The sequence below is a fragment of the Paenibacillus phytorum genome, assembly GCF_013141715.1.
Classification (GTDB): domain Bacteria; phylum Bacillota; class Bacilli; order Paenibacillales; family NBRC-103111; genus Paenibacillus_E; species Paenibacillus_E phytorum.
Genome location: NZ_WHOA01000004.1, coordinates 1 through 13,207 on the forward strand (window position 1 = coordinate 1; position 13,207 = coordinate 13,207).

The following is a 13,207-nucleotide window of genomic DNA, read 5'->3' on the forward strand; positions in this document are numbered from 1 at the left end:
AAAAATTAGAGGGAGGTTTTCCAGTTAGATGACCGTTTAGAACAATTAACGTCAAATTAACGGGAGGAATTCCTGTTAGATTTCGCTCCGTATCGGAACAAAAAAGAGGCCGCTCCCAAGGTTTTAACCTTTTGAGTCAGCCTCTTTTTTTTACTCTTTCGTCTTTTTCCCGCGATATTGACCCGTCCGCAATTCCAAGATATAGGCCTCTGAATCCGGCATCCGCTCATCCTTCGCGTGCTGTACGGCGAGTTCAATGTCGTAAGGCACTCTCACGTGTTGTAAATTGAACGCCGCGGGCTGTTTGCTGTGGTAATTCCCCTCAAGTAGGACATAGGAAGCTTGTGTTAAATCCAGCGGATTCCCTACGCTTCCTGTATTGAAAAGCATTTTACCCTTAAGAATCTGCAAATAGGCGTTGTGAACATCACCATAGCCTGCTACGTCAGCTTGCAAAGGCTCCCCGCACAAGTCCGATGACTCAAACATCGACATACGGCTTTCCATCTGGTCCCATGGCTGAATACGTTCATATACGCTTCTTGGCGAAGCATGGAATAACCTCACGAACTTCCCGCTCATCCAGAACTCATAGCAAAAAGGCAGCCCTTTCAAATAAGTCAACCGTTCGCGTCCAAGCCTAGTTTGCTGCCAAAGTAAAACCGGATCTTCGGTAGGATTACCGATGAAATCATCCCAGTTTCCCATAATGACCGCATCGCAAACTTCACGTACGTGATCAACAGCGAGATCCGAATGCGGTCCCTTCCCTACTAAATCCCCTAGACAAATGATCTCTGTAACATGTCGATGCTGAATATCCTTCATAACCGCTTCGAATGCAGGCATATTACCATGGATATCTGAAATAATGGCTAGTTTCTCCATCGACCCACCTGCCTTTATGTTAATATTTTTCGTTACGTGAAATTAATGCTTCTCCCCGCCCGCTCTGCCAACCAAAAACGGATACATCAGATACAATCCAACCACATACAGCAGAACAGCTATATAAACAGGCAACAAATGAATGAAGTCCATATAGCCAATGTGAACATGCACCAGAAGACCGGCCGCAAATCCGGGAAGACCGCCCCAGAGAAACGTCCACCACAACCAGCTCTCGCCTTGGTTAACCCCCCATAAAGCGGAGGCTGTAATCGCTACCGCTAGTGAAAAGAGCGCTCCGCCGAATCCTGCTCGGTCATGAGCAATGAGCGGAATGATGTGATCGTTCCAAGCAGAAAGCTGCTGGACTGTCAGGCCGAGATAGGCTAAATCTGTCGGTACGAACACGGTAGTGATCCCGACGAAAGATATCGTCAAGCCGCCGATTGCTAAACCAAATCCGAGTACAACGAAGCAGCATTGCCCCCACTGCGATCTGAGCCAAACAGAGTCATTCAGCACGCCTGGCTTCTTACGGGAGGGATGATCTTTCAATCCGCGCAAGGTCAGCAGCAGCATCGGCAGCAACACGGCAGCAGCTGTGGCATGAAGAGGATCAAAATAGCCATAGCCGAGATAAAGGAAAAAGCTGCTGAACCCCACTGTACACGAAGTAACTACCGCAGTTCGCGCCCAGTGAAGCCCGCAACGCAAGCCATGACGAGCCAGTTGATAATAAAAGATACCGATCGAAATCATCGTTCCGGCTAAAGTAATGCGGTCATGGGACATGAAATGTATAATATGCCCATTAAATCGATTTATGACACTTCGGCTCACGCCAAGAAAAGTTTCGTCGTAAGGCAAGAGGACGCTTGTGGACGCAATAAGCCATGCGAGTACACCACCAATCATCATGCCGATACCCAACAGGCTCATCCAGCCCCAGTTGGCCCAAAACGAAGGTGGCTGGGGCTCAGCTGTTTGCTTGATGCGCTCATGAATGATCGCTTCATTGATTCGCTTGGGCAGCCCTGGCCCCGCGTACACCAGCCCGCTATGCAGCTGGACACTATTCGCTCCGGCTGCCAACAGCTCTAGAGCATCCTGCGGCTGATGAACGCCGCCAGCCGCGACAATCGTGCTCCGCTCGCCAAGCGACTCGCGGAGCAGCCTGACCTGGCTCAGCTGCGCGGTGAGCGCCTCCGCATCGCCGCCGACGCGTTCTCGGCGGGTGCCCGACTCGCGCAGCGCTTCGCCGACGACGACACCGCTGAAGCTCTCGGCGGTGTCGGTGAGTTCACGCAGCATCCCAATGGGAGTTGGCTGCGGCAGGTAGAGCAGCAGCGGCTTCCCCGGGGCCGCTGCTAGTGCGAGTTGGCGTACCTCGCGGAGGTACGCTATGGCTTCATCCGGTGGCCAGCCTTCGGCGAGGCCATCGATGTAGAACCCCGCCGCGTACGGCGCCAGCTTCTCGAGCAGCTCCTGCTGCTCTCGAAGCGCCTCGCGCGGCGAGCTGCCCGGCATCGGCCGCAGCCGCACGAAGTGCGGCAGGCGATGCCCCGTGCCCTTGCGCAGGCGCTGGACGATCGCGTCCGCGCCGTCATTGACATAGCCATCGGGGTACACGATGGCCTCACACAATGCGTCGCGCTCGATCGGCGCATCGCAGCGCACTTCTCGGACCGTCACAGGTCCGATCTCGATGAAGCCGAACCCGAACTGGGCCAGCGCCTTGTGCGCGGTCCCGTGCGGATCAAGCGTGCCGCTTAAGCCGATAGGACACTGAATCGGCACCCCCGCCAGTTCATCCTCGAGGATCGGCGACAGCTCCATATGACCCATTGTTTTGATCACGAATGTTCCACCTGGGACACGGCTTAATCCACCTATGGCATGAAGGGTCAAGTTCCGGGCAATGCGCCCCGGCAGTCGAAATAACAACGGACGAAATATCGCGTGATAAGACCAATCAGGCATCGATATGTACTCCTGTATTTGTTTATTTTATCCAGTATACCTCGGATTCAGCATCATGCCTATGACACTGATTGTTGCTATTCCCTGTGATTATAATCACACAGGCTCCCTCGTCTTGTTCGTTATACTTAAGGCATCAAGTTAATCTTTGTGAAGTGAGGCGATCCTTTATGTTAAGCGAGCAATCCATCCGAGTTATTAAATCCACAGTCCCCGTACTGGAAGTTCACGGTGTAACGATAACCAAACGTTTCTATGAGCGGTTGTTCACAGCTCATCCCGAGCTGCTGAATATATTCAATCATGCGAATCAAAAACAAGGCCGGCAGCAAACCGCTCTAGCCAACGCCGTGTATGCGGCAGCCCTGCATATTGATCGGCTCGAGGCCATTTTGCCTGCTGTGAAACAAATTGCCCATAAGCATCGCAGCCTGGGCGTCAAGGCGGAGCATTATCCGATTGTAGGCCAACATCTGCTTGCAGCCATCAAAGAAGTGCTGGGCGATGCTGCAACCGACGAAATTCTTCAAGCCTGGGCTGAAGCCTATGGGGTTATTGCGGATGCTTTTATCAGTATTGAAGCCGAGATGTATGATACGTCTGAGCAACAACCCGGTGGTTGGAAGGATTTCAGACCGTTCAGAATCGTACGCAAAAACAAAGAAAGCGACGTTATCACTTCCTTCTACCTGACACCCCAAGATGGACGCGCACTCGCAGCATTTGAACCGGGGCAGTATGTGAGTATCCGAATTCAGATTCCTGAGGAAGAACATACCCATATTCGGCAGTACAGCCTCTCGCATGCACCCGGTCAGCCTTACTATCGGATCTCTGTAAAGCGCGAGGATCACAATCCTGCTGTTCCTGCAGGCAAAGCTTCGGTCTATCTGCACAACCAGGTGCAAGAAGGCGATGTGCTGTGGTTGTCCGCGCCTGCTGGCGATTTTACACTGGATCAAAAGGATGCTCGGCCTGTCGTACTTATCAGCGGCGGTGTTGGGCTGACACCAATGGTCAGCATGCTTCATACCCTTGCAACCACGTCGCCGAATCGTCAGGTTACTTTTATCCATGCGGCTCAGAACGGTCAGCATCACGCGCTGCGCAGGGAAGTTGAAGAACTCGCCATGCAGCATCCGCAAGTGACTGTTGCCTGGTGCTATGAGCAACCGACGGAAGCCGATGCAGTTGAGCAAGCTTTTCAAAAAACAGGATATATCGATTTGCCATGGCTCCAAAGCATTGTACCGACTGTGGAAGCTAGCTTTTATTTCTGCGGACCCGTACCGTTTATGAAAGCAGTGAACCAAGCGCTCCGCGAATGGGATGTACCTGATACGGACCGCCACTATGAATTTTTTGGTCCTGCGGGTACTTTGTAAACGGATGGGCGATTGGAATTCTTTTTTACAGTTTAAGGTTCTCCCTCAGTAGACGATTCACGGTCTCCCGGCGAAGCCCGATGAACTGACCGATTTCCTCCTGCGTAAGCACGTCTGTCAGCTTCAACGTTCCCAGGTAGTGCCCAAACCAGCTTTCGAGCTTCATCAGCTTGGCCGCGGGAGTCACTGCTGTCAGTTGATCAATTCGCTGCTGCATCATGCGCAGTTTATCCTGTAATTGTCGCGCAATCGTGCGGAAATGCTCCGGGCTGCGCTCCAGCTCCTCGTACCACTGCGCAGCAGGAAGCACCTCAATGTCACAAGTGACAAGCGCAATCGCAGTACCGTAGTAAGGACTTGGACTAATGAGCGAATGATGTGGAATCGTCTCTCCTGGCACAATAATATTTACGAGTGTCGCATTCCCGTCCTCATGAGCACGGACTATTTTCAAAAGACCGGTTTGGAGTTGGTACAGTGGACCCGTGTCTCCTTGGCGGAATAGGATTTCTCCTTTGTGCAGTTTCATTTCCATTCTCCTTCATTATGAAAAAAAGCGACAGCATTCACTGCTGATCGCTTTTTGTTTATGGTTCCTAGCTGCTAACCAGCTACATCTCTTTTTTTAACGGCTCCAGCTTCGTGCGAAGCGGTGAAAGTACCAGTGACAATCTGGCGACCCAATTCAATTGCTCAACCTTGCCAATGAGCCAAATCGATCCCACCAGCCCTAAGAGAGAAACGAGGACAGCTGCAGGCAGTGCCCAGAATGAGACGGAATGTGCAAAATAGGGAATGAACGAAACGGACAGAATCGGTGCCGCGTTCCATTTGAACCACTGAATAAGAAAGATGGTAAGTATAGCTGTTATGAAAAATGATATGGCGCCGTGGCTTATCGCATACATGCTGCTGCCGAGAGTCACTGCTATGATGGCACCCATCGTGATGCGCCCAATGTCCTTAATTTGGTCCACCCGGTGCATAAAAAGAAAGCAGAATGCCCCAAGTGTCGGATAAAACACCATCTTCATGGATGGGAAATGGTAGGAAGCCCAATATGCTCCCATGAGGTAGCAGCACATAACTAGTGAACGTAGAAACATCGTTGGTTCCCGTCCTTTGATCTCGAATTTTTAGCACTTTTCTCATTGTACAAAAGTGACCTTCCTTCGGTCAACCAAATGGCAGGAATTACTACTAGCTTAGTTCCGATCAACCGAAACCGTTGTCTCCACGAAAAATGTGGCCACTGCAAAAGATGCCGCCCCGAGAACTGTCGACCGATCGCTCAACTCGCTGAACGCCACTTTCAGCTGCTTGCGCGGATGCGGCAGGGAACGCTTCTCGAGCAGGGCCAGCAGCGGTTTCATCAGCCATCTCTCGGCACTTGCTAAGCGGCCGCCGAGAATAATATATTCGGGATTGTATCCGTTGATAATATTAACTACGCCTACACCGAGATAATAACCAAGGCGCTCAAAAAGTGCGATCACCGTCGGATCTCCGGCTTCGGCTTTGATCAGCAAAGCCTCCAGATCCACAGCGTCATCGTTAAGCTCGCGGCGCGCCTGCGTGAGGAGCGCGTGTTCCGACGCATACAGCTCCCAACAGCCTAAGCTGCCGCAGCTGCACTTTGGCCCGTCGTGCTGGATCGAGATGTGCCCGATCTCACCAGAGAAGCCGGTCGCTCCGCGGTACAGCTCGCCCTTAATGATGATCCCGGCACCGATCCCGATGCCGATCGACACATACACCAGATTCGCCGTGTCTTTACCGGCTCCGAACTGTTTCTCCCCCACAGCTCCTGCGTTCGCTTCGTTATCAATAACAACGGGAATGTTGAACGTTTCCTCGATTTGCTGCTGCAAAGGCACGTTCTCCCAGCCCAGATTCGGCGCGAAAAGCAGATTGCCGCTCTCATCACAAATACCCGGCACACCGATGCCGATTCCTATAATCCCGTAGACGCTCTCCGGCGCGCTTTCGATCAGTCCGCGGACGGTCGTTTTCAACAGCTGGACGACCTTTTCTACAGAAGCATTGTCATGCTGCAATCTTACTTCGCGGATGATCTTACCGCTTAAATCCGTCAGCACCGCGAGAATATCAGTAACCCCTAGGTCAACCCCGATAGCATAGCCAGCCGTTCCATTAAAAAGCAGCATCATCGGCTTGCGCCCGCCGCTTGATTCACCAACGCCAATCTCTTCGACGACACTGCTCTCGATCAATTCGTTCACAAGACTCGACACCGTCGCCTTGGTCAGCCCTGTAATTTCTGCAATCCGTGCGCGGGATATTGGAGAATTCGTGCGAATATGGTGTAGTACGATAGATTTATTTATTTTTTTCACAAGATTCAAATCGCCTGTTTGCTTCATGTTTGCCCCCATATTGCTCTAATTGCTTGTCGCTCTTTTCTAATGAACTGATTTTAACATGAAAGACATTTTCATGCATTAACTAAGTTTGTTTAATGAATTTACAAACTATTCATTTGGTGCTATGATGACTGCATAAGCATTTATTCCTTAATTTATGGAGGCTGAATTCATGAGCTACTTTGACAACATTCAACCGATTAAGTACGAAGGCCGCACATCGACGAACCCGCTTTCTTTTAAATTTTATAATCCCGATCAAGTTATTTTAGGCAAAACCATGCGTGAACACTTGCGTTTTGCAATCGCTTACTGGCATTCTTTTTCCGCCAATGGCTCCGATCCATTCGGCAGTGGCACAGCGATCCGCGCTTGGGATCAATACTCCGGCCTTGAGCTGGCCAAAGCTCGCGTTGACGCTTGCTTTGAGCTGCTGAACATTTTGGATGTCGACTACTTCGCTTTCCATGACCGCGATATCGCGCCTGAGGGCAGCACGCTGCAAGAAACGAACAAGAACCTCGACGAGATCGTTGCCCTGATCAAAGATAAAATGACATCCAGCGGCAAGAAGCTGCTCTGGAACACAGCTAATATGTTCACTAACCCGCGCTTTGTTCACGGCGCAGCTACGACGAATAATGCGGACGTATTTGCTTACGCTGCTGCCCAAGTGAAAAAAGCATTAGATCATGCCAAAGAGCTCGGCTCTGAAAACTACGTTTTCTGGGGCGGACGCGAAGGCTACGAGACTCTGCTTAACACGGACCTCGGCCTGGAGCTTGATAACCTTGCTCGCTTCCTGCACATGGCGGTTGATTATGCCAAAGAAATCGGCTACGACGGTCAATTCCTGATCGAGCCTAAGCCAAAAGAGCCTTCCAAGCACCAATACGACTTCGATGCGGCTACAACGCTTTCTTTCTTGCAAAAATACGACTTGCTACCGTATTTCAAATTAAACCTGGAAGCGAACCATGCCACGCTTGCTGGTCATACCTTTGAGCACGAGCTTCGTGTCGCGCGCATCAACGGTGTTCTTGGTTCCATCGATGCGAACCAAGGCGATCTGCTGCTCGGCTGGGATACCGACGAGTTCCCGACTGACTTGTACTCGACGACACTCGCGATGTACGAAATCCTCTTGAACGAAGGCGGCATCGGCCGCGGCGGCGTGAACTTCGACGCCAAGGTTCGCCGTACTTCCTTCGAGCCTATCGATGTCGTCTACGCCCACATCGCAGGTATGGACGCCTTCGCTCGCGGCTTAGAAGTCGCTGCCAAATTGATCGAAGACCGCGTATTCGATAACATCCTCGACACGCGCTATGCTTCCTTCAAATCCGGCATCGGCGCCGACATTGTGTCCGGCAAAGCGGATTTCAAGACGCTTGAAGCTTATGCGCTTGAGAACAACAGCACTATCGTGAATCAATCCGGTCGTTTGGAATTGATTAAAGCGACGGTTAACCAATACCTGATTAATACTTAATTGTCGAAAATCCCGCTCCAGCCGTTAGGCGTGAGCGGGATTTTTTTTGTTTGTCTGATGGCTTGTGTGGATAACTCCTATTCTTTCTGTAACGATGTTTTCCATCGCTAACTGGTGGCCGGCTCCTCCGGATGCGACAGCCATCGCTTCAGCTTCACGACTTCTGTGCCAGCCAGCATCATAATGCCAACCCCGTGGTTGTCATTGGTTACGGTGAGCAGGTCTTTTTTATAATAATCAGCGGTAAAAGCATACCGCGAGCCGCTGCAAACGCCATGCACGTTGCCCTGAGCGTCGATGGCCAGACGGGTCAAACCGTCCCATGCTTTCAGCGAAGCGTTGATGAACCGATCAGGCTGCTCCAGCCAGCCGAATCGCACGCCTCTCGCAAAAGCATAAGCGAACATCGCGGTACACGAGGCTTCCTGATAAGCGTCGGGATCGTTCAGCACCTGATGCCACAGCCCGCTTTCAGCTTGCAGATCAGCATATCCCGCGCACAGCTCGTTAAAGAAATGCACTAACTCCGGGCGAGCTTCATGCTCTTCGGGCAGAACCTCCAGCACCTCTGTCAGCGAGAAGAGTGTCCAACCATTCCCACGACCCCAAGGAATGCCGGTAGCCATGCCGTATTTGAAATCAAAGACATGCGACATGATGCGCTGATCCGGCATGTATAAATACTTGCGGAATAACAGAAATTGCTTCGCCGCTTCATCCAGTGCCTCGCTGCTGCCGGTTATCCCAGCATAACGGCACAGAAACGGCGTACTCATGTAGAGGTCATCGGCCCACATCGTATTTTCCGAATATTCATCCTGACATATCCGATAGAATGCACCATCTTCCTTACGTTCCAACCTCACGAGTATGAAGTCGGCAATTCGCTGCGCTATCGGCAAGAAGCCCGGATCCTTGTCTTCCTGATAAGCTTCTAACATTGCGGAACCAAAGGAACCGCAGTTATCCAGCATTTTCATCATGACTAACTGTTGATTGATCGCCGGGAACCCGTACTTCTCTCGATCCCATAAGGAGTATTCGAACATGTCTGTGCAGCTTTGAACATGATCGAGGGCATACCCAATAATATCAGACCGCTCCAGCAACCGACCTGCTTGCAGCAGCCCATAAATGGTAACGCCAAGCGGATAATCCCAGCGGGCATAATTCGTGACGTTGCCGACGGTCCACTTATTGCTAAGCATGGCATTCTCATAATAAGGACGTATCCAGGCGTCTGGACGGTCTAACTGCCAGTACGTCTTGTCACCTGCAGCGTCTGACTCTGAACTTTTTGCATAAATGCGATCGGTTCTTATTAATTCCTCATATGCTAACTCAATGCTGGAATCCAGTGGTCCCACATAGAACCACGGCTCAGCTGAACCGTGAACCTTATGAGGAGCGCTTAAAGGGACAACCTCTCCCTTAACATAGGCATGAAGTGTGTAACCCCAAGCATGACTTCCACAAATACTGCGGATTAACAGATCATGTTTGCCAAAAGATAGCGGCACTTCCACCTGAAAGCTGCCTTCTTCCGCGAGCTCCAATACTTGCTTCCCATCCAGCCAAACGGTCAACGGACCTGCCGTATGGCCCTTCAGCAGACATGATTCTTCACCTGAGCTTACTTTGTTCAGCTTCGTCCACGCGTACACTTGCTTACCAGGTTGTAAGCCGAATAAACGCTCGCAAACAAGCTTCACAAGCTCACTCTCACTCCACTCACAGGTCGGCAGCCAGCGCAGCCCGTACGCCTTCTCTGACGCCAAACCATTTGGCAGTGGACTACCCTCGAATACATCAGTGTCAGTCGGTTCAGAGTACACCCATCCCGCCTGTCCTTGCCTTTCGGCAAACGGAGTAAGCACATTCAGAATCCGTACCTTGGCTTCATCAGATCCGAACAAGCAGCCAAAACCCGCAGCCGTATGCTTACCTTTGATAAAAAGTCGGTTCCAGCCTTTCACAAAGTTCAGATTAAGCTTAACGCTAGCATCTGGCTTAATTTCATCTATTACGTTGGAACGATAGGTACGTTCATCATTGAAATAGAACTCAATCGGCCCCAAACAGTGGAACAACACATCCAGGTTTCGTTCACCATCACTCCATACTAATCCAAACGCATACGAAAATTGGCCAGGTCTTGCTTCGGGAAATCTCCGCCCCAAATTCAAATCAAACATCCCATCCTCGTTTTGCAAAACGCCAGATCTGTAAAAGGCCCGGAAAGCAAATGGAACGGGCGGATTAGCCCCAATGTAGCGGTCCGCAAGCACCTTCAATGTTCGATTATCGTCGTCTCCTAAGCGAGACTTTATACTCTCTTGTTCATTAAAATAAGTCGTCATATCGGCCTTCCTTTCTACAGTAGACGAACCGTAAATGTTCGGTCGAACGGCGTCACCAGGTTCACATGGACGTATTTGCAGCCGGTCGGATGTTGGTCTTCACGAAGCACAGGCAGCAAATGCTCGTAGGCGCCTGTTGAAATCTCAATCGCATCTTCATCCACCGCATATTTCATAGATCCATTTTCCAAGAAATATTTTCCTGCCTCGGCTTGGGCGAGATCACTGCCGCTAACCGTACCCTCATCTCCAAAAATAAAGGATAACTGCGTGAATACATCTTCTCGCTCATCGGAAAGGATACGAATCGTCCATTCCCCGTCTCCTTGTGTAATTTCTGCTTGAAACTCTAGAGTTTGCAGATGTGTCATCGGCCGATGCTGATGAGGAAGCAAGTACCAAGGACTGAGTGTCGATCTCTCTGCGGACTCCGGCAGAAATTGACGCGGGATCGGTCCGTTATATCCTTTTTCCAATACGGTTCCTAGCTTATAAACGCCTTCCTCCACAGTTAGATGTGCGAACTTCACAATCCCAGGTGAGAAAGATGTAGACAACTTAATGCCCAGCAGCCTTACTTTTCCATGGCGAAGGGAGAAGAATGACGGCGTTTGCGGCATAATCGTCACGCTCTGATCAACCTCTCGAATGCGCACAAGCGGAGCGCCGAAGGCTAAGTGCATGCTGCTGTGTTCAATTTTCATATGGTGACCCACGCCATCGATCTGCGTTAAATGCTCATTGATTGGATGGTGCTCATTGATTACTTGGACATAACGATCAGGAAGCGGAGTGCGCTCCAAATCGGAAATACCTGCTTCGGGATACAGCAATAAACCCAAGAGCGCATTGTTATTTACCGCTTCCGCACGCTTTATAAAGGTACCTGCATAGTCCGACATCGCAGCGAACAAAGGATCTTTATCATGCGCAGCCATTAAGCGATAAATCAGGAAGTAAGGCGCCATATCAAACGTCTGTCCGAAATCCTGGCGTCCTGAATAATCGGTTACCACCTCACCAGATGGATGGATTAAATACACCATCATGCGCAGATTGCGACGCACACATTCTAATAATTCTGGACGGTTTAGCACACGCCCCGTGTGGTATAAAGCAATATCGCTGACGGCATTATAGATGCCATTGCTGCGCTCCGTCCATTCGCCGTCATGTGTGATATCCATACCTTCTGCCAACCATTCATCCGCTCTTGCTACCAGCTCAGGCATTTGGAAAATCTCATACAGCAGCGAAAGTGCCGCAGTAATAACCCAGCGATGGTTCGGTGTATGACATCCGCCTGTCAGCATAGCAGGGATCGTACGCTCCAGAAAGAGCTTCAGCTTGGCTGAGGCAGGCTTCACAGCCGCCCAGTCATGCGACTCAAGCAGTTGATAAATTTGTGTAATTCCGCCTACGACAAAGGCTGTATCTGGAGGGGAATTATAATTAGTTGAACCTAACGAGATCGTTCCGTCAGCATGTTGACGGTTCAAAATAAAATCTGCTGCTTTGTCGAAAGCGGCCAAAAGTGTCTCATCGTGATAGTAACGTGAATCTGGATTAACGATAGCCGAAGCCCATACAGCCAAAACGTTTGGCGTGCTGAGATGATTAACACGCGCAATGCCCGTTTCGTCGATGATGCCGCCGTAATATTTGGATGTAGGATCAAGCACCTGCCGCTGCAGCGTAGCTGCTGTATGTTCGTCATAAATGTGTACTAACTGTTTATAAGTAGCGTCCATGCTGATCACCTTTTAACCTTTCATAGCTGCAATTTTATTTGTAATAAGCCTGTGGCTTTCATCAATCTCATCTGGCCGGCAAACAGCCTTCAGTTCATATACCTTGACTTTGGCAAAATCAATTGCCTCCAAAAAATGATCAAAATATTGCAGATCCTTGCTGTGTACATAAGGACACCAGTGATCGGAAAGCTCTAGCGTTTCATGGATGTGTACGCCATAAATATAGCGTTTCACTTCCTGCAGCTCCTTGAGATTATCGTACAAGCCCATCCGATCCATCATCATGGCGTGACCGATGTCGTACCATAAGTAAACCGAACTGCCTTTCAGGTTATCGCAAATGGTTTTCGCCTCCATCAAGGTCGGCATCTGATAGGACCTTGAGCGTGTTTCGATGCCAATGGCTACTGACCATCCTTGTTTGGCTGCATGCTCGCTTACTTCCTCCAGACTGTCTTGAATCCGCTTGGTGTAGAGCGGGCTCAACCGCTCCCGTCTTTCGGACATGTCCTTCCAAAGCTTTTGATATTCCGGTGAATCCTTTCCGTGATCCCTGTACAGCTTTTTCAAATCCGAATCAATGTTATATTCAAAAGGCACTTCACCTGGATGTACGACAACGGCCTTCGCTCCATAGCGGTTCGCATAGTCCATAGACCGGATCAACAGTTCCACGGATCGCTTGCGCTTCACCTCATCATCGAAACCCAGCATGACCGAGTCCGTATCGTAATCCTTATCATTGATGAAAGGAAACACATTGTGGACACTGGATACGCCAATTTCCCCTTTATCGATCATCGGCTCAATCGTCTTCATCATCTCTTCCGTCACGTTATAATTCAGTTCAACATTGTGAAAGCCGAGCTCTTTGATCTCCTCTATCATGTTCCTTCCAATCGTATGCTTCTTAATATTCCAGCAGGTAGAAAATGAGTATTCCCCTTTGTCCAGCATGTCTGTT

The 13,207-nt window shown here is 50.2% G+C and carries 11 protein-coding genes; 3 read left to right on the top strand and 8 right to left on the bottom strand.

What is annotated here, in order from left to right; translation table 11 throughout:
* Positions 1–150: 150 nt before the first annotated feature.
* Together GC098_RS00020 and GC098_RS00025 are read right to left on the bottom strand one after the other, a co-directional pair.
* Positions 151–888, bottom strand: a complete 738-nt coding sequence (locus GC098_RS00020; RefSeq protein ID WP_171639781.1) for a metallophosphoesterase family protein — start codon at positions 886–888, stop codon at positions 151–153.
* Positions 889–930: 42 nt separating this feature from the next.
* Positions 931–2,199 (bottom strand): hypothetical protein, encoded by a 1,269-nt coding sequence (locus tag GC098_RS00025; RefSeq protein ID WP_246358334.1) that lies wholly within the window; start codon positions 2,197–2,199, stop codon positions 931–933.
* Between the two features lie 66 nt (positions 2,200–2,265).
* On the opposite strand from GC098_RS00025, the gene GC098_RS39700 reads away from it, so the two are divergent.
* Together GC098_RS39700 and hmpA are read left to right on the top strand one after the other, a co-directional pair.
* Positions 2,266–2,661, top strand: coding sequence for a hypothetical protein (locus GC098_RS39700; protein WP_246358335.1), 396 nt, complete (start codon positions 2,266–2,268; stop codon positions 2,659–2,661).
* Between the two features lie 377 nt (positions 2,662–3,038).
* Positions 3,039–4,253 carry an NO-inducible flavohemoprotein gene (gene hmpA / locus GC098_RS00030; protein WP_171639785.1) on the top strand — a complete coding sequence of 405 codons (1,215 nt, stop codon included), beginning with the start codon at positions 3,039–3,041 and terminating at the stop codon, positions 4,251–4,253.
* Between the two features lie 25 nt (positions 4,254–4,278).
* Here the strand turns inward: hmpA and GC098_RS00035 are convergent, their stop codons facing one another.
* From GC098_RS00035 to GC098_RS00045, 3 genes are all read right to left on the bottom strand, one after another.
* Positions 4,279–4,782, bottom strand: coding sequence for a Crp/Fnr family transcriptional regulator (locus GC098_RS00035; RefSeq protein WP_171639787.1), 504 nt, complete (start codon positions 4,780–4,782; stop codon positions 4,279–4,281).
* Between the two features lie 82 nt (positions 4,783–4,864).
* The gene (locus GC098_RS00040; RefSeq protein WP_171639789.1) at positions 4,865–5,323 is read right to left on the bottom strand and encodes a hypothetical protein; all 459 of its coding nucleotides are present in this window, start codon (positions 5,321–5,323) and stop codon (positions 4,865–4,867) included.
* Positions 5,324–5,458: 135 nt separating this feature from the next.
* Positions 5,459–6,637: an ROK family transcriptional regulator gene (locus tag GC098_RS00045; RefSeq protein ID WP_171639791.1), complete on the bottom strand. Its 1,179-nt coding sequence runs from the start codon at positions 6,635–6,637 to the stop codon at positions 5,459–5,461.
* 172 nt (positions 6,638–6,809) lie between these two features.
* Between GC098_RS00045 and xylA the strand changes: the two genes are divergently transcribed.
* A complete protein-coding gene (gene xylA, locus GC098_RS00050; RefSeq protein WP_171639793.1) occupies positions 6,810–8,129 on the top strand; it encodes a xylose isomerase in 1,320 nt (439 codons plus the stop codon).
* Positions 8,130–8,236: 107 nt separating this feature from the next.
* Here xylA and GC098_RS00055 read toward each other — a convergent pair whose 3' ends face one another.
* From GC098_RS00055 to GC098_RS00065, 3 genes are read right to left on the bottom strand one after another with little or no spacing between them, the layout of a single operon-like run.
* Entirely contained in the window at positions 8,237–10,489 is a 2,253-nt protein-coding gene (locus tag GC098_RS00055; RefSeq protein WP_171639795.1) for a glycoside hydrolase family 88/105 protein, read from the bottom strand.
* Between the two features lie 14 nt (positions 10,490–10,503).
* Entirely contained in the window at positions 10,504–12,240 is a 1,737-nt protein-coding gene (locus GC098_RS00060; RefSeq protein WP_171639797.1) for a hypothetical protein, read from the bottom strand.
* A 12-nt stretch (positions 12,241–12,252) separates the two neighbouring features.
* Entirely contained in the window at positions 12,253–13,200 is a 948-nt protein-coding gene (locus GC098_RS00065; RefSeq protein ID WP_171639799.1) for a sugar phosphate isomerase/epimerase family protein, read from the bottom strand.
* Positions 13,201–13,207 lie beyond the last annotated feature (7 nt).